The organism is Limnohabitans sp. DCL3 (genome assembly GCF_048019295.1).
Classification (GTDB): domain Bacteria; phylum Pseudomonadota; class Gammaproteobacteria; order Burkholderiales; family Burkholderiaceae_C; genus Limnohabitans_A.
Genome location: NZ_CP171842.1, coordinates 446,214 through 466,469, shown reverse-complemented (window position 1 = coordinate 466,469; position 20,256 = coordinate 446,214). Strand labels below are relative to the sequence as shown.

Here is a 20,256-nt window from a genome sequence, read left to right as displayed (position 1 = left end):
TTCAATTTCCTGCCTCAATGCTCTGTCAAGGCACCGCCGAAACGACCCAACATCGGGCTAAAGACGTACTGCAAAACACTGCGGTGTCCGGTCACGATGGATGCGCTGACTTGCACACCAGGGCTGAGTTTGTAACTCGTCACCCCATCCGTGAAATTGAGTTGTGAGGGCGCAATGCGGACCAAAAAATAAGGGGGTTTCTGCGGCTCGGTGATGGCATCTGAGCTGATGTGCAGCACTTTCCCATCGACAGGCCTGAAACGCTGCGTGCTGGCACCTTCAAGGCGCAAGCGGGCCAGTTGACCCACACTGACCAAACCCACCTCACCCGCATTCAATTTGGTTTCAATCACGATGTGCTCATCCCCAGGCACCAGACTGACCACCAAACCACCGGGACTCACCACCCCGCCACGGGTCACGGTGTAGAGCGTGAAAACGGTGCCATCCACAGGTGAGCGGATGATGGTTCTGGCCGTACTGTCCTGGAATTTACCCAGTCGTTTTTGCAACTCGGCCAACTGCTTGCGGGACTCTTCCAAGTCTTTGCGAAGGTCCTCTGTGTTGCCGGAGGTGATCGAGGTCAGTCCGGACTGTTCTTGTTTTTGTCCCGCTTCCACACGCCTCAATGCGGCTTGCGATTCGAGAATCTGCCCTGAAAGGCTTGAATCCTCTCGGGTCCGTTGCAAAAATTCGTATTGGTTGCCAATGCCTTTGTCCAACAACTCTTTGTCAATGCGCAACTGCTCACGCAAAATTTTGCGTTGTTCAGACAAGTGCGCAATGCGCGCTTTGAGCTCCTGAAACTCTTCCTGGCGCTGCACAATTTTCCATGACTGTGCATCTCGCGTGGAACTTGAACGCTCAAGCTGCGTGCGGTAAAGCTCTTTCGCTTCGTCAATTTCCCTGGGGTAATTGTTCAACAGATCGGCAGGAAACTGGATGGACCCCTTGCGGCCAATCACCGCCTCAAGTCGGATGATTTTGATCCTCAAAGCCCCAATGCGGCTGTCGATTTCCTGCTTGTCCGCCTGCGCAGCAATCCCCTCCAACTCGACCAGCGGGTCGCCTTTTTTGACTTTCTGACCCTCTTTGACATGGATTTCGCGAACGATGCCACCTTCCAGATGCTGCACTTTTTGCACCTGATCGGCGGGCGCGACTTCGCCGTAGGCTTGCGTCGCAATATCGAGTTGAGAAAACGCGGCCCAAATCAAAAGGCCAAGCACACCGATCGACAGGTAACGGATAAAACGCCGCTCGCTTTTGAGCAACTGCAAGTCGTGGTCGGTCAATTCGCCGACTGAAGCCTTCACTTCACGCGCATCTTCAATGGTTGTGTCTATCGCATTCATCGGATACCGATCCCCTTATTGAGGCGCCGTTTGGTTCACCACCCGAGGTACGGGTTTAGACGAGAGGTCCAGCACAATCGTGGCGGACTTGATGATGAATTCGTCGCGCGTGGCCATGATCACGCTGCATCCTCGGCCCACCAATTCATTGAGGACGGCGGTGATGGCTTGGGCACCCTTGGTGTCCACACCCTCAAAAGGCTCATCCAGAACCACCACACGGCCCTGCGTCAGCAAAGCCCGAACCAACGCCAGCCGTCGGCGAACACCGACAGGCAAGTGCGACCCCGAGTTGCGAATGGGCGTCTCCAGCCCCCTCGGCTGCGCATCCAAATAGCTGCCCAAATCGAGTTTGCGGCACCACCCAAGCAAGGCGTCATCCGGCGTCTCAGGACGCATGACGGTCAGGTTTTCACGCAAAGTCCCGTCAAAAAATTGTGGCTCCTGCGGCAGATAAATCAGCTGCTGACGCCACCAATCCGGGACCAACTGGCGCAAATCCATGCCGTCATATTTGACGTGACCTCGGTCAGGCTCCAGCAACCCCACCAGCAGTTTGAGCATGCTGCTTTTGCCTGCGGCGTTGCCACCCACCACCGCCATCACGCCCCCAGCGGGCATTTTCAAGGACAAGGATTCAAACAAGGGCATGGGCTGGCCGGGCCAGGTCAAGGACACATCGACCAACTCCAAAGCGCCCTTGAGCTCGCGGGGGACATGCCCTTGTTGACGCTCAACAGGAATTTTGGCCAAGGCATCCAAGCGAGAAAATGCCTGAACAGCGCGCTCAAAAAGTTCTTGGGACTGGGTCAAACGCGAGAAAGAAGACAAAGACCGGCTGGCCAAAATACTCACGCCAATCAAGCTACCGACATCCAGTTTTCCAGTGACCACATAGATGGCGCCCACGGCATACACCACAATGGTCATCAAATTGCTGCCCACCACCGTGTAGTGCTGTTGCTCGCCCTGTAATTCTTGCAGTTGCGTGCGCAAACCCATCATTTGGTCTTGCGCCCCGGCCCAATCACGTCGAACAATGGGCACGCAGTTGAACATGCGCAGTGTTTCTGCACCCGACACCAAAAAATGGCTGACGCCACCCACACGCGCCGAAGCCTCTGTCATCGCCTCGGTCGGTGCACGCATTTGGTTTTGCGCCCGCACGGCAAGCCACCAGTAAACGGCAATGACCAGGACCATCACCCCCGCCAACATCGGGCTCAACAAAAATACGGCCACCACATAAAGAACGGCAAAGGGTGCGTCCATCACGCCACTGAAGTTCATGGGCGATATGGCTTGCGAAATCGGGCCCAAACCCGCAATCAATTCCCGCCTCTGGGTGATGGGAATTTGCTCCAGCAACTGGTAGTTCGATCCCGCATAAGCCACCAAAGCCTTGTCTTGTGCCCTTTCTACCGCCCGATTGCAAACCACTTGCTCAATGTGGCTGCGGGCTTTGCGCAGCATGAACTCCAACACCAAGGCAATCAACGCGCCAGTGGTCAATGTCATCAAAGTGGCATCGATACCAAAGGAGACGTAACGGTTCATCACCTGCATGCTGTAGAGCGATGACACCAAGCCTAAAAAGTTGATGAGCAATGTGGCCAACAAGAGCTCGCGCACCAGCTTGGCTGGCAAGCCCAGCTTGCCAGCCAATACTTTCAGATTGTCAAACATGGACCCGACTTTCTGATGCGATCACGCGCCCGGAGCGAGTTGAACATGGTGCGCATTGTCAATGCCTTGCAGCACAGCGATCTCTTGCAAGCCTGTCCCGTTGGTGCCGGACGACATGTCCGCATCGTAGTAAAGATGGACTTGGTTCGAGTTGTTTGCTGCAATGGCCACAAAGCCCGCCCCCGTGGCTTGACCCGCTGAAATCGCGGACTCAATTTCATCGAGATGCCCTGCCACACCGCTTGCAAATTGGAACTCTCCCGTCACATTGAGGCGAACAAAGTCCGGATCTCCGCCACTGGCACTGCTCAAGCTGGCCAAAATGGCGTCCAGCGTTCCAGACAGTTCGCTGGTCGTGTTGGCGGTCAAGTTGCCAAACGCGGTTGACTTGAAGACCACCGTGTCATTGACACTGAAGTCCATGACCGTGTCCTTGCCGTAGCTTGGGGCATCGAAGACGAATCGGTCCGCACCGCCTTGACCAAACATGACATCGTTGCCATCACCACCGCGCAACACATCGTCTCCAGCACTGCCATAGAGGACATCGGCGCCCGAGGTGCCGTCATCGTTCATGACCGTGCCATAGACCGGCTCACCAATCACTGTGTAACCCGCCCCTTGGTCAATGCGAACCACAAAGGATTCGTCAACTTCAGAGTTGGCGTCGTGCTGGATGCTCAGCGTCACCAACTGCGAAGTGACATTGGCTGCAAAAGTGACGGCCATGGCGCTTGCGGCGAAATCGTCGGCCGATGTGGGGCTGCTCGTGCCACCACTGACCGAGAGGTTCAAGCTGGTGACCTGATCGAGTCGGCCGGTCCGCATGACTTCCACCACAAAAGGTGTCTGACCGCTGACCTGGCTGCCCTCCAGGGCTTGCGAGCGCACCGCGCTCACCCACACACCCACGTCTTCGTCGGTGACAGCGGCATGCGCCACAAACGCGGTCGGATTGAACGAGGCGTTGCCCGAGGTCACTTCCGTCAAGGTCATGCGGAACTGTTCGTCACGCTCAACCAAGTTATCGGCCTGCGCCTGCAAGGTGATCAACGCAGCCGTTGCGTTGGCGGCAAAGGTCACCAACCCCGTCATGATCGACAGATCGCCGGAAGACGCGGCACTCTCGCCATAGCCGGTGGCGGTCCAACGCACCACCACTTCACTGGACAAGCTCAAGCCGGTGCCGGTGCGGGTCACCGCGAATTGCAGTGCGCCACCTTCCGATGCCAACTGGGGCGTGGTGTCCAGGCTGATCAAGGCGTCGTCGTTCAAGACGGTGAAGGTGGCAGGGTCGCCTTTGACCGCGCCGACGGACGGTGCACTCAATGCCACACGGAACATTTCGTCAGGCGCATGGTTGGCATCGCCGTCGACTTGCACCCAAACAGTGGCCGTGCTTTGTCCCACACTGAAAGACGCCACGCCGCTGGGCAAGCCACCATTGCTGCGTGTATCTTGACCCGCCACAAAGTCTTCTTCATTGACTTGCTGGGTGGACACACCCTGGACACGCCAGTCAACCGTAGACACCTGGTTGATGTTGCCTTCACGCGTCAACACAAACGCCGCTTGAACCGTGGTGCTCTCAGCCCCCTCGGCCACGGACGTGATCACAGGGGCGATCGACACGAGCGTGTCGTCGTTGACGATGTGCATGGTTGCCAGTCGCTCGTCCAACAAGTCGGCCCCCGTGGGTTCAAACAAGGTGACCAAGAAGCCTTCATTGAGTTCACCCGCCACGTCGGCCAAGACCATCACGGTCAAGGTTTGCGTCACCTGCCCTGCGGTGAAGACCACCAAGCCCGACGGCATGTAGCCGCCAAAGTCGACAGGATCTGCCGAGGAACCCGAAGGCACGCCCGACACTTGCCACTTGGCCGTGCTGGCACCCGTGGTGTTGCCCGTGCGCGTGACCGTGAAGACAAACGGCGAGTCTGGTGCTTCGCTGTTGCCCTCGACCTGGGTGGCTTGGTTGGCCGTGATCGACAGCACTGGATCGTCGTTTTGAACCGTGCCCTGTGCTGGGCTGCCAATGAGTGTGGAGCCGAAAGAAGGGCTGGACAAGGTGACGAGGAAGTTCTCGTTGTACTCGCCCAAGGTATCGGCCAACACCTTGATGGTCACCATGGCCGACGATTGTCCGTCGGTGAAACTGACCGTCCCCGTAGAAGCCGAGACCTCATTGGGTACCGTCAGGGTGCGACCACTGCTGGGCGGCGTGACCGTCCAAGTGGCGCTGGCATCGCCAATGGCCGAGCCAGTACGGTTCACCTGGAAGACAAAATCCGTGTAAGCCGTGATCTGCAGGTTGGTCCCCTCCGCCACAGTGGCGGCATGTGGCACCACTTCCAACTGGTCGTCATCGTTGGTGATCGTGCCCGTGACGGCAGCGACTTCAATTTGCGCGTTGCCCGATGCGCCTGAGAGTGAGACCAGGTATGTTTCAGAGGCCTCAAAAGCACCGTCTGGGTTGGACACAACCGTGATGAGCGCTTCCGTTTCATTGGCGGCAAATGTCAGACTGCCGGCCATCGGTGAGTTGCTCGCAAAGTCATCGCTCGTGGCCTGCGACGTCCCCGTACCGGCGATGGCGTAGTCCACTGTGGTGGTCCCCGTCAGCAGACCCGTCCGTGTCACCTTGAAGACCATGGTGCCTGGCACCGTATCGCCTTCGTTGGCCTGGCCCGTCACAGCGCTGAGGTGCAAGTCAATGTCGTTGTTGGCAATCGTGCCATTGGCGCTGACGGGTTGGGTCGTGCTCAGGGTGCTGCCCGCACCAGGATTGACCAACTCCAGCACAAAAGCCTCGTTCACCTCGACATCCATGTCGCCCTTGACCTGCAAGGTCAAGTCCATCACCGACTGACCATTGGCAAAGGTCACGGTGCCTGTTGGGGTCACAAAATCCGCTTGATTCGATTCACCGGCGGTTGTTGAATTGCGAATCTGCCAACCCACCGTCGATTCACCCGTCAAGCTGCCTTCACGGTGGATCGTGAACGTCACAGGGTTGCTGCCAGCTGTATCAGGCTCGGTCGCCGCCGTGGACACGGCCGTGACGCTCATCACATCGTCGTCGTTGACGATGGTTGAGGTCAGTGACTGGACTGGGATCACGTTGGTTCGGGGTGTGGCATCCGCCACAGGCGTGCCCAAAATGACTGCAAAACTCTCGTTTGCTTCCAACAGGCTGTCGCCGGCCACCTGAATGGTGAACAAAGCGGATGTGAGCTGACCTGCAGTGAAACTCAGTGTCCCCGTGGGCAAATTGCCACCGACAAAATCATTGGCCGCCGCGGCATCCGCATTGACGCCCGCCACCGAGAAACCGATGCTCGTGTCGTACAGACCACCGGTTCTGACCACACGGTACACATGGCCCGAGGAGGTGTCTGACTCCACAGACGGGTTGGATACAGACTCCAAGCTCCACGATGTGTCGTCTGATCGCACGGTGATGGTGGCCTGGGCTTTGGCGTCGACCACATCGGCATCGGGCGATGGGTTGGACAGCGCCAGAATGACGCGCTCGTCCAGTTCCACAGCGCTGTCACCTTTCACCACCACCGTCACGGTTTTCAAGGCCTCGCCATTGGTGAACGTCAGCTGACCCGACAGCACGGCATTGTCCACATAGTCGGCCACATCGGCATCGCCCACAGCGCTCCATGACACTGTGCTGGTCGTGCTGGCAATGTTGCCCGCCCGAATCACATCAAACACCAAGGCCACAGAGCCCGATTGCCCTTCGAAAGCATCTGGGACTGGCGAACCACTTTCCTCATGCCGGCGAACCGAGAACGAAGCCTCGTCGTCCACGATGACACCGGTGGTGACAGCGCTGGTGCCAAACTGCAGATCCGGATTTGAAATCGTGACCTTGAAACCTTCGTCGGCTTCACCCTCGTAGTCGGCTTTGGCGTAAACCGTGAAGTTTTGTGGGCCCACTGCGTTGGCGGCAAAGGTCACCGTCCCCGTTGTCGCCACAAAATCTGCGGCCCCTGCGCCATCGGCGCCCTGGCCCTCCACGGTCCAAGTCACCACCTGCTGGGCCGTTGTGCGGCCTGTGCGGTCAACGCGGAACACCACGGGCACATCAGCGGCCACATCACCCGGGTCTTTTTCGGTCACCGTGGTGGCACCCGTTGCAGACAAGTCAAAGCGGGTATCGTCGTTGAGCAAGGTCAGCGTCTGGGTCGATGAAGCGTTGACTGCAAATCCAGACGAACTGGTCGACAAAGCCACCGTATAGCTTTCATCGTTTTCTTGCGTCAAATCACCCACCACCGTCAACGTGATGTCGCTCTCGGTTTGCCCAGCCGTGAACAACAAGCTGCCCGTGAGCCCGGTTGCGAAATCAGCCGATGCATCGCCACCCGATGGCGACACGGCGTAAGCCACTGTGCCCGAACTGTCGAGGTAGCCTGTGCGTGTCACGCGCAACACCACATCGCGCGGTGTGCCAGAGCCCTCATAGTCCTGCAATGCACCCGAGACGTGACTGAGTGTGAACGCTGCATCATCGTTGAGCAGTGTGACGGTTGCGGCAGATTGGTTGCTGATCAGACCGGCACCCGTGGCATTGGCCAAGGTGGCCGTCAATGTCTCAGCAGACTCCAGATCGTTGTCATTGGAAACGGCGATCGTGAAAGTGCGCGTTGACTCACTCGCAGTGAACGTCAACACTTGGTTCGCTGGCAGGCTGGCCGAGAAATCTGCCCCAGTGATGCCCGACCCTGACGTCAAAGCAAACTGCACGGTCGAAGTTCCGGTCAAGTCGCCCACTCGGGTCACGGTATAGACCACATCACCAGCACCCTCCATGCGCGAGGCCGTGTCCACCACGATTCCAAAAGCGGTGTCATCGTTCAGGACCTTCCCCAGCGCAGAGGACACCGTCAGCGTATCGCCCGTGGTGCCCGTGCCCAATGACAAATTGACTTGATAGGCCTCATTGAATTCGAAACTGCTGTCGTTGATCACCGGCAAGGTGATGGTCTGAGACAACACACCGGCAGAGAATGTCACGTTACCGCCGACCAACCCCCCTGTGAAATCTGCGGAATTGGCATCATCGCCTGTGCTGGTCGCTGCCAATTGCCAGGCCACCACTTGGTTTTGTGCGGTTGAGTGGGTGCGTGTGATGGTGAAGGTGTGCGCAGCAGACTCCAAGGCGCCCTGGGCTTGGTTGGCCACAATTGAGAACGCGCTGTCGTCGTTCAGGATGGTGCCGTTGCCTGGATTGCTTTGGTACGAGGTATCTTCCACATTGGTGGCCCCGGTGATTTGCAACCGGAAGGACTCATCCGACTCTGCATCGTTGTCACCCTTGACCGCAACCGTCACGGTGGCGGTCACTTGATTGGCCACGAAATTCACGGTGCCAGAGGTCTCCACAAAATCGGTGGACCCCGCATTGCCGGCGCCGCCGGTGGTGGTCACCTGCCAGGTGACCGCGGAGATCTCGTCGATCGAACCCGTGCGGGTGATGGTGAAGACAGCGGAAGAATTGGCGCCATCGTCCACTTCTGTCACAGACGCGTTACCGATGCTCAGACCGGTGTCGTCGTTGTAGATGGTGGCTGTAGTGCTAACAATGTTGTAATTTTTGTTAACGGTTCCAGGCAAATCGGTCAAAGTAGCCCCCGTTAAACGAAGAGCAAAAGACTCACCAGATTCCACCACCAAATCTTGTCGAATCAACAACGTGACCGATTGTTGTGTAACGCCGTTACCGAACTGCATGGACCCACTCGGCAAGATGTCCCCAGAGAAGTCTGAGGCCTGCACGGTGTAGCCAGGCGCCAAGGACCACGCGACGCTGGCGGGCCCCATATACCCGGCGCTCCGATTCATGTTGGCAATCAGGGGGGTGAATTGGCCGCTGCCGTTATTGCCCTCATCCAACGCGATCGGGTTTGTCACCCATGTCCAAGAGAAATCCGTGTCGTCATCGTAAATGACCGCAGGGACATCAGTTGTATTGCTTGCCGTATTGAACCGAACATGGTTACCCTGCACATCGGCTGGGCCCGTCAGTCTTATCCAATAATTTTCATGGCCTTCCGCACTGGCATCGTCATTGAAAAAATTCGCCAAGGTGAAGGTATAAGTGGCATCGCCGAAATGATTGGCCTGTGCGGTCAATGTCAGATTACCCGACGCACCGCCAAAGAAGTCGCCAACCTCTGTGGCACCGTTGACTTTTTCATAGCCAATTACCACTGTCGAATCAAGAACCCCTGCCCGCTTCAGTGTGAGGACAGGAACACTGTTTTCAAAGGCAACAAGCTTGCCGTCATAAACCTCCAAATAAGGATCGACATCTGTCAAATTGACAACCGTGACATAGATGTCATCGCTCAGCACCGTGAAGGTGGTTTTTGAATTGGCCGCCGCCATGTTGACATTGGCAGGCCCAAAACTGTCCCTGTCATTCCCCCAGGCTTGTACATCATAGGTGGATGTGACCGTCCGTCGACCATTTGAATCCGCCGCGCTGTAAGTGTGTTCTGTGATCCAGTAGTTGTAAGCGGTTTGGGCATCCACCAAGCTGAAAACAAAGTTGTCGTCAGTCTCTACCGATGTGTCTGCGGCAATGGTCAAGGTGACCGATGCAGTGGTCTGCCCTGAGGTGAATGAAGTCAAGCCAAAAATGGCATTGGGGCTGTAGGAAGTAGCAGGTGTGTTCGTATTTCCATAAGGCACCACTTTTTCATACGTGACAACGGAATTGGTCCCGGCAATGGTGCCGATATCCCAATAAGCGTCGGTCCCGTCCACCCGCCAAGCGATGGTGGTGGGGTAATTCAAATCGCCAGTGGCCGCATTGTTTGTGCGGGTCAAGGTGAACACCACCGTTTGATCGGACGTGCTGGTGTTTTCGTAGCGAGAAGCGACGTTTTGCGAGACCGTGACCAAGTCGGGTTCATTGTCCAGCACCCACTGCGAGCCTTGGTAACCAGGAGAGGCGATTTCACGGTCTGGGGCCACTTCGGCCACCACAGCGACCGTACCGGCCGCAGAGGTTTGACTGGCCGTTACAACAAACGATGCGGTTGCAAAGTGGCTATCGTCTTCAATGAACAAGCCCGGAACGGTGGGGCTGATGTCGTAGATTCGTGCGGTTGCCAACGCTGCCACAGTGCCATTGTCATTGTCATTGATCGCTTCCGCCAAGCCGCTCAGGATATTCCTGTAGGTGGTTTCGGAGTTGCCACTGCCGTCAATGTTCGCTGCGGTCACGGGGTAGCTGACCGCATTGCCATCAATCGAGAGACTGATGACGTCGTTCTGAGCAAAGGTGCCCGACAAACTGAGCAGCGAGCCGGTCACATTGCGAGAATTAGACGAGATGGACGTGGGCAACAGCTCTCGCCAAGTCTCTGTCAAGTTGTCATCGATGGTGGAGATGGTGATGGTTCTGGTCGACTCACCGTTGAGGAACAAAACTTCACCGGTCAGGCGCTTGTTGGCCGAATCGTAAATGGGGTTCATGCTCTCAGACGACACGGCATCCACGGCATTGGCGCCCAAATCAGCCGGGTCCAATTTGTACCAAGTCGTGGTGGTGCCACTGCTTTCATTGCTGTTTTCGGCCCCTGTGAAAGACACGGCCCATTGGGCAATGTCCGACCCGCGGGTATCACCGGAACGGGTGATGGTCAGCACAAAAGAGGCGCCCTCGGTGACGGTAGCACCTTGGGTGATGTCAAATCGGGTGTCGTCGTTGAGCAAAACCACCCGGTTTTCGTTGTAGGCCGAATTGTCCTCGGTGCGGAAACTGCTGCCGGAAGAAACCGAGGTGATGTACACCCGGAAGTCTTCTTCGTACTCGCCCACATCATCGGCTTTGGTCCAAATGGTGATGAAACCTTCAGACTGGTCTTCGGCAAAGGTGACTTGACCTGTTGGGAGTTGATCACCCACGAAATCGGATGCTGTGGCTGCAACGTAACTCGTGTTGCCACCACCCACCGCCCAATTCACAAAGGCTGGGCCGTCCAGACTCAGCTCACGGACCACCCTGAAAATATGCGACCTCTGGTTGCCAGCCATGGCCAAGTTGGCGGCTGCACTGGCGCCGTCGACGAGCGAGTCCCCCTCATAAACAGATGTCCCGGTGGTGGCAGAGTTGACAATCGAGAAGTACGCTTCGTCACGCTTGATCTCACCCAAAACGAAAGCGTTATTTCCAGAGTCGTGGTCGCCATTGATTTGATCCACACCGCTGGTGCCGGTCAAAGCAATTTTGAACCATTGATCATTTTCATCAGCATCGTCGTCACCTTGAACGCGAATGGTGATGGTCTTGACCGTTTCGCCCACCGCAAATGTCACGTTGCCAGTTGGAAACGCATTGCCCACAAAATCGTTAGCTGCGGCGCCATATTCCCATCGGTCTTGGTCGTTCTTTGTGTGGCCACTCACCGCGTAATTCAAGGTGGATTCCCTGTCGATGAAGCCTGACCGGGTCAGTGTGTAGACGTAGCTGGTCGTTTGACCTGCCACTTCCTCTGCCAACCGAATAATTGAGGTGGCCGTGATCAAGGTGTCATCGTCAACGATGGTGCTCGTGTAAGTGCCCGCAGCGCCAACGCTGCTGCTGTCTGACGCGTTCCTCAGGCCAAGCACAAAGTTTTCGTTGCCTTCCACAGAACCGCGCCCTGCATCGCCAAAGGCATAAACCGTGACGGTGGCTGAACTTTGTCCGCTGGCAAAGTACAAGCTGCCCTCAGGGCGGATCTCTTGGCTGGACTGATTCACTGCGTACCCAGTGCCTGTCGTGAAGTCACGTTGGGCCGCCGTGCCGGACACAAACCAATCCACGGAGACAGCATTGCTGAGGCTGCCGCTTCTGGTCACTGTGTAGGTGAATAGCGCGCTGGTGCTGTGCGCGGCATCGCCCTCTGCGTAGCTGTTGGTGCCCGCGGTGATGTTGAACTCCGAGTCGTCGTTCTCGATGGTCTGTGTCGCCGTACCCAAAGTGGATGAGATTTCGGTGCCAACGCTGGGGTTGGTCAAACTCAGCAGCAAATTCTCATCCGACTCCTTGACGCTGTCTGCCTTGAGCAGGAGGGTCAAGTTTTTGAGCGCTGTTTCGCCATTCGTGAAGGTGAGTGTTCCCGATGGCAAAACACCGGCGAAAAAGTCATCGGCCGTCACGCCTGTGGCGCTGTATGAAAAGGTGGAGTTCTGGAACTCATAACCCACTCGGGCGATGGTGAAAACAACGGCACGTTGCTGCACCACGCCACCGACCGTGCTGGCTTCGTTGACGCTCGGATTTTGAGCGGAAATCGAAAGCTGGGCATCGTCGTTGTCAATGATCACCTGCGCCACAGTGGCGGCGGTGTCCAGCGTTGCCCCTCCCGTTGGGCTGCTCAAAGTCATCAACAAGGTCTCTTGATCCTCTTTGCTGGAGTCTCCCTTGAGGGCCATGGTGATGTTCGCAGTGGACTGGCCTGGCGCAAATGTCACAGGGCCACTGAGTGCGGAGCCATCAAAGTCCGCTGAAGAAATACCGGTTCCGGAAGCGGTGTAGCTCACGACCCGCTCGCCACGCAGTGCACCTGTGCGCGTGACGGTGAACACCACGTTGGTGTTGCCTGTGTTGCCTTCAAAAAGATTGGCCGCCTGGCCAGACGCTCTGGCGATCGCGAACTGATCGTCGTCGCTCTGAATCACAGCCGTGGCCTGCGTCAACAAACCTGGCTCCAAGGTGCCTTGGTTGGGGTTGGACAAGGTGATCACCATGCCCTCATCTGTTTCCAGGTTCGCGTCACGGTTGATGGCCAATGTGACCGTTGCCGCCGTTTGGTTGGCGGTGAAATTGACCGTACCGCTGGGCAATGAACCAGCGGATACAAAGTCACCGGCGGTCAGTTCATCGCTGCCTCTGGCGGTAAGGGCCCAATTCACACTACCTGCCGCGGATGCATTACCCACCCGCTGCACGGTGAAAGTGTAATTGTTGGCACCGCCTCCGGTCCCTTCCAGCACATCGCTCACAGGCGAGAGCAGGTAATTGGTATCGTCGTTGGCCACCGTGATGGTGGCGCTGGCATTGCCCACACTGCCGTATTCAGGGTTGGAGAGGGTCAAGGTGTAGGGCTCATTGGCCTCGCCGATGCGGTCGCCATTGACCAGCAGCGTCACGCGCTCACTGGTCTGCCCACTTGTGAAGGTCAGATTGCCAGAGGGCAAGGCGCCTTGGTAATCCTCGCTGCTCACCCCAGCGCCGCCCACAACGGCGTACTGGACAACCGAAGAGCCGGTGGCATCCCCTGTGCGCACCACCTCGAAAACCAAGGGCACTGTACTGGACGCATCACCTTCTTGCACGGTGGTTGACGTGCCCGTCCCTAGGACGCGCGCATCAAAGATTTGGTCGTCGTTGCGCACCGTGATGGTGGCCGTCGGATCGGTCAGGTTGGCGGCACCGGACAAAGTCATCACCAACTGTTCATTGGCTTCAACGGTGGTGTCGCTTTGCGCCATCACCGTGACGAACTTGATCAGTTCGCCGCTGGTGAATGTCAAGGTCGTGAGCGCGCCAAAGCCCCCAGCAATGTCGCCAGCGGTTAAATCCGCTGCACCTGTCAGCGTGTATTGAACGGTGGCCACGGTGTTTTCAGCACCGGCACGGGTGATGCTGAATACCAATGGCGAGCCCGAGCCCGATGCCACGCCGTTGACCAATGTTTGCCCTTCGGCCACCACGGCATCAAAGGCCTCCACCGAAAAGCCAACGTCATCGTTGTTCACCACACCCGGCACACTGATGGCTCCGGCTGTCGGTGTGTTGCTGAAACTGTTGTTGGGCGTGGCTGTGCTCACAGAAATGGTGAAGGCTTCATTGCGCTCCACGGCACCGTCGCCATGCACCAAAATGGTCACGACTTCAGCGGTTTGGCCTTGCGCAAATGTGATGCTGCCACTGGGCAGACCGCCATTGGCACCCGATCGGTCCTGGGACAATCCCCCCACCAGATCAAAGTCATTGGGCTTGAGCATGCTGGAATTCATCGTCCAGTCGAGCACCGTGCCGGCTTTTTTGACGCCCGCGGCATCGCGTGTGATGGTGAACACGATGGGCGTACTTGTGCCTGCAAGGCCTTCATCGACCGTGGTAGAAGTCGCCGCCAGCGTCAAACGGTCGTCATCGTTCTTGATCAAGGTGCTGGCTGCATTTTGGCCATCCAAGATGAAACTGCCGGCATTGGCACCGGACAGGGTCACGGTCATCGTCTCGTCAGATTCGAGGCCGGTATCGCCTTTGACGGGCAGGTTGACCTGAACCGCAGTCATGCCTGCTGTGAAGGTCACCGTGCCCGAGGTCAACGCGCCTGTTGTCAAATCATTGGCATCCAAGCCACCCGACAAAGTCCAATTCACGGTGCTGACTTTGGACAAATCACCCGTTCGCGTGACATTGAATCGCACCGACTGATCGACGCCCAGCGTCCCCTCATCCACCGAGGCCGCTTGGGCTGAAATTTGCAATCCGCTGTCGTCCGACAACAATTGCGTGTCGGCTGTGGCCTGCTGGATGTCCGCATTGCCCGAGGCCGATGTCAAGGTCAACCGAATGCCTTCGTTGTTTTCGATGGCTTCGTCTTTCAGAGTCCAGACCGTGACCACCTTCGTGGTCTCTGTGGCCGCGAAGGTGACCGAACCGGCAGGCAGCGTGCCGCCCTCGAAATCACCCTGATCGACGGCAAAGCCTGCGGCACCATGACCCGTCACGGCGTAATCGACGACAGTTTCACCGCTCAAAATACCACTGCGCGTGATGGTGAATTCGTGCGCCAGACGCCCTCCACTGACGGAGCCTTCAACCTGACTGGGGAGATTGGCTGCAACCGAAACGCCCGTGTCGTCGTTCACGATCACACCCGTTTGGCTCACGGTCGACCCGAGCAATTGGCCAGGGCTGACCGCCGTCAACGCGACGGTCAGGTTTTCATCGGATTCGTTGAAATAATCACCCTGGACGTCCAAGGTCAGGAGCAAGTTGGTTTGACCCGCCGTGAATGAGACCGTGCCAGAAGGCAAACTGCCCTGCGCAAAATCAACGCCATTGACAGCAGGCGAATTGCCAGACGACACGCCAAAAGACACCGTGCCCGCACGCAGCGCACCAGTGCGCGAAATCTCGTACACCAACACGCCAGGCGACGCGGCACTGCCCTCGTTGGCAGAGGCTGTCACGGCGTTGAGTGTCACGGTGCTGTCGTCGTTAACGAGCGTGACTTCTTTGGCATTGGCCACGTTGGGCTTCAAGACCGCACCCGTGCTGGTCGCGCCCAACGTCAATGTGAATGATTCGTTGTTTTCTTCCACGCTGTCGGCGACCGATTGCAGGGTCAACAGCGCAAAGGAGCTGCCGTTGGCAAAGGTGAGGACACCCGAAGTCGCGCTGCTGATGTCAGCGGGGAAATTGGCCACATGCGTACCCGTGGCGCTGAGTGACCAAGCCACGGTGTCTTCGCCCACAGTGCTGCCGTCTCGCAACACGCGGATGATCAAGGGTTGAGATCCACCATTGCCCTCATCGACAGAGGCTGGCGTTGCGGGATCTATTTGTATCTCGGAATCGTCGTTGACGATCGTGCCGGTGGCACTGCCGGTCACGATGTGCGAGCCCGTGCTGGCGTTCGAGAGTTGGAAGACAAAGCCTTCGTTGTTTTCCATCACCAGGTCGTGCGCCACCAGCAATGTGATCAATCGGCTGGCTTCACCCGCCGTAAAACTCAGTGTCCCCGAGGGCAAAGTGGTGTTGGCCAGGTTGTTTTGGGCGCTGACAAAATCATTTCCCAGCAGCTCAGCGGCGTTGTCCGCCACGACGCGCCAATCGACGGTGGACGGTGACTGAACGATGCCAAGCCGGTTCACGGCAAAGACCAACCATGCGCCTGGCGTGCTGTCGCCCTCAGGCCTGGAGGCATCAACGGCCACGACTTCCAAACCGATCTCATCGTTGAAAATCAGGCCCTGCGCGGTGTCCTTTGTAAAGTTCATGCCCGCGGGGTTGCTGGCGCCAATCGAGACCTGGAAAGTTTCGTTGGGCTCGTACAAAGCGTCTGCGGCCACCAGCACGGTCAGTGTGGCGGTCGATTGCCCGGCAGAAAAATTCACCTGCCCCGTCGGCATGCCATCGGCATCCAGAGTCTGGCCTGTGGTGGCGAAATCTTCGGCGTTGACGGTCAAGCCCGAGAGCAGTGGTTTGGCATTCCAAGTCACAGTGGCCGAGTTACCCAGATAGCCTTCACGGCTGACCTGGAAGACAAAAGCCTGTGTGGCGCCGGACTGAGAACCTTCCAAGAAAATGGCGCTGGTGGCATCGATGCGGTAGGCTGCATCGTCATCCACGATGGTGGCTTGTGCAGACAAAGGCACCGTGATGGTGGTGTTTTGCGTCTCGGCCGTGTCCGCAATTGCCAACACAAACGACTCACTGCCCTCGACCAGGCTGTCGGCCTTGACCTGGATGGTCACCAAGGCATCGGTCTGTCCGGCTGTGAACGCGACAACCCCTGATGGCAATTGGGCAGAATCAGGCGCAAAGTCATTGGCCGATGCGGCGGGATCCAGAGAGCCTGTGGCCTTGACCGACCACAACAACTCGCGCGCATCGAGCGCACTGCCGCCTGGGCGCGTGACCTTGAACACAAACTGCGCGGCCGAAGCCGAATCGCTGCCCTCGATCTTGGTGGCGTCGCCCACAATGGCCACCGCATAGGGCGCATCGTCGTTCACGATTTGGCTGCTGGCCTGGTCAAGGCCTGTTTTGACAGCGCCACGCGATGGGTTCGACAACTCAACCAGCACCGTTTCATGGGCACCAAACCAGTCGTCGCCGGCCAGCGTCAACGTGATCTTGGCGCTGGTCTGGCTGCCTGTGAAACTGACCGTGCCGCTGGGCAGGCCCGCATTGGCCAAGACGTCTTGCCCAGAGCCAAAGTCCGCCACATTGGTATCGCTCGACGGTGCCACGCGCCATTGCACCGTGTCACTGCCTGCATTGGCGGTTTCACGGCTGACCGTGAACACCAAGACTTGGTGGTTGGTTTCGCCTGCATAGCCTTCTGTCGTGGAGACTTGATCGGCTGTGATGCCAAAGTAGACATCGTTGTCAGACACCGTGATGGTTTGTGACGACTGGCCCAGCTTCATGCCGTTGGTGGGCGCGCTCAAAGTCATGGTCGCTTGGGGCGCTGCACCGGTGTTGACCTGGTTGTTGCCCGGCAAACGCAAGGTGATGAAGGTTTCGGTCTGACCGGGTGCAAAGGTCACTTTGCCACTTGGGGCGAAATTTGGTCCCAAATCGGCCGTGTTGATGCCCGCCAAATTGATGGCCCAATCGACCGAGCGTTCGTTCAAACCTTCGGTGCGGGCAACGCGGAACACCATCAGCGTTTCTTGCCCCTGATCGGTTTCTCTGACGGTGGATTCCACTGCCGTCACCGAGACCGACAGGTCATCGTTGTAGACGAGTGTGTCGTCACGGTCTTTGGTGATGGTGCCGGCATGCGATGCATTGGACAGAGAGAACAACAAGTTCTCATCGCCTTCACTGGACTGGTTGTCCTGGTTGACCAGCAAGGTGATCTCACGGCTGGTTTCACCCGCAGCAAACGTGAGGGTTTGGGCAGGCACTTGTCCACCCGAAAAGTCATTGCCCGCAAGCCCAGAGACCGCAAAATCAACCGTACGGGCTGAACTGACGGTGCCCGTCTTGGTCACCGTGAAGACCACAGGGGTTGTGCCACCTTCACTGGTGCCCTCAAGGACCGTGGCCAGTTTGCGGTCCACGGACCAGCTGACGTCGTCGTTTTCGATCGTGACTGTGGCCTGGCTGGCGCCCAGTGTGGCCCCATGGCTTGGCTGACTCAGACTGAGGATGAGGTTTTCATGGTCCTCCACCGCAGCGTCTCTGGCGATCAGCAGCGTGACCGTTTTGGATGTCTCGCCGGCCGCGAAGGTCAAATCGAACTCGGGCAAATTGGCGGGGTTGCCCACAAAGTCACTGGTCAGCAAACCACCTGCACTGACTTTGACGGTCCTTTCGGTGCTGACGGTGCCTGTTTTGGTGATTTTAAACTCGACGGCCGTGGGACCAGCACCCGTTCCCTCCAGCACTTGCGATGCCTGGTTCTGGGCGGGGGCGATGTCAAACTTCACGTCGTCGTTTTCGATCACCACAGAAGTGGTACGCGATCCCACTGTCGCCAAATTGCTCTCGCCACTGAGCGTCAACACCAAGGTCTCATTGGCTTCGATTTGGGCATCCTGCTTGACCCAAACCGTGATTTGTTGAACGCTTTGCCCTGGGGCAAAAGTCAACACGGTGTCGGGGATGCTGTTATCTTTGAAATCATCTGCGTCCAGTCCACTGGCGGTGACGCGCACAGTTCGCTCGGTCGTGACGATGCCATCTTTGGTGACTTCAAAGACCACAGGGGTCAGACCGTCAGCGGTGGTGCCCTCCAAAATTTGGGGATTCACACCCGAGGCACGTGCCACATCGAAGCGCACGTCGTCGTTTCTAATGGTGACCGTGGCTTGTCCATCGACAATCAAGGCCGGGTAGTCGGCACCTGTCAGAGAGAAGACCAAATCTTCATCAGGCTCAATCGTTTGATCAGGCTGAACCACCAGGGTCACCCAAGCCTGACTTTGACCGGCTGTGAAACTGACGCGGCCCGAAGGCAGTCCACCCACGAAGTCATTGGCCGACAACTCGGACGATGACCCCGTTGCGTAATCGACCCATGAGGCCGTGCTCAAGTTGCCCGTGCGCGTGACCAAGAACACCGCTGGCACACCGCCGCCTGCGCTCGTTTCGGTGACAACATCGGCCTGTGCGGGTGCGCGGGTGACGTCGTACCTGGAGTCATCGTTCAACACCGTGGTTGTGGCTTGGGTGACAGGCCCTAAGCGCGCATTGACCGGATCTTTGATTTCAAGCTGAATGGGGCGATCTGCTTCGACGATTCTGTTGGATGCGATTCGGATCACAATCTCAATGGAATCCTCCCTTGGCTGAAACACCAATTCGCCGTTGGAATAGGCATCCACCAACGCCAAGTCTGCTTCGTTCAGGCCGGTCGCGGTCCACTTGACGCGATCCACTTCAGACAAGTCACCCGTGCGGGTGACTTTGTAGCGCAATTCAATGAAACCCTCATGGGCCTCAGACATCGTGGGCGTCAAAGCCTCGATGTCCAAAAATGGGGGCACCCGGATCGGCGCGGGTTCGGACTTGGGTCCACCCGAGCTGGGTTCAAGGGGCGGCTTGTTGTCGGTCACGGGCAAAGGTACGGAGCCACTGCCCACCTGATTGCCACTGGACTTGACGGTCGCAATCTGGTTGACCATCGACTGCACTGTGCCAGGGTCGCCACCCGCGGCAGAGGTAGGACGGATATCAAAGCGATTGGCCAAGGCCGTCACCAAACCACCACCCGAAGCTACTTTTTGCTCAAGGTAGGGCGCAATCATGCCCGTTAAGTTGATCGAACCACCCGAGTCCACACCCACGTTGGAACTGATCACACGGCTAAATCCACCCAATGCCGACGAACCAACGCCACCGCCTGCATCCACCGAGGATGGGCCCTGTGCAAGCGTTTCTGTGGGTGCAGGCGCCACTGAAGTGGCCGCCGCCACCGATGAAGGCGCCGTCAACGGGTCAATAGGGGTCAATGGATTGACCACTTGCACCGCAGCGTTGGTGGCTGCACGTGCGTCTGGGGTTGAGGCCCGCGTGTCTGTGACTGCCGGTGCTGGCTGTGCCACACCGATTTGCGCTGCGACGGAGCCTGCCGCATTGACCGGAGCCGGCTGAATCGCGGGCAGACTTTGGGCGCGTGCGCCCAGCTCCTCACGGATTTGAACAGCCAAAGCGTCGGCTTGCTGTTCGCTCATGCCTTTGGAGATGGCCTGTTGCCTCGCCTGGTCCACCGCATCCTTCACGGCATCCTGCACCGATTTACCAGTGCTCAATGCGGAGGTAAACGAATCTTGTGCTGTTTTGGTGGCCTCAACAGACACCCCAGTTTCCGCCCCACGCCCACCCGCCGAAGGGATGTTGGCCTGAGCCAGGACCATGGGCTCCGAGGTGGTTGAAGAATTGGACGTTTGATTGACTTCAGACATGGGGAACTCCCGAGAAGGGCACAGAACATCCCTCCCCTGCTATCACATT

3 protein-coding genes are annotated in these 20,256 nt (G+C 57.7%); all 3 read right to left on the bottom strand.

Annotation, left to right across the window (positions count from 1 at the left end; genetic code table 11):
• Window positions 1-14 precede the first annotated feature (14 nt).
• The 3 genes from ACHEXK_RS01990 to ACHEXK_RS01980 are packed head-to-tail and all read right to left on the bottom strand — an operon-like array spanning window position 15 to window position 20,207.
• Window positions 15-1,355: an HlyD family type I secretion periplasmic adaptor subunit gene (locus ACHEXK_RS01990; RefSeq protein ID WP_416547580.1), complete on the bottom strand. Its 1,341-nt coding sequence runs from the start codon at window positions 1,353-1,355 to the stop codon at window positions 15-17.
• A 15-nt stretch (window positions 1,356-1,370) separates the two neighbouring features.
• A complete protein-coding gene (locus tag ACHEXK_RS01985; RefSeq protein ID WP_416547579.1) occupies window positions 1,371-3,041 on the bottom strand; it encodes an ATP-binding cassette domain-containing protein in 1,671 nt (556 codons plus the stop codon).
• Window positions 3,042-3,062: 21 nt separating this feature from the next.
• Window positions 3,063-20,207 carry a Calx-beta domain-containing protein gene (locus ACHEXK_RS01980; protein WP_416547578.1) on the bottom strand — a complete coding sequence of 5,715 codons (17,145 nt, stop codon included), beginning with the start codon at window positions 20,205-20,207 and terminating at the stop codon, window positions 3,063-3,065.
• Window positions 20,208-20,256: the final 49 nt, after the last annotated feature.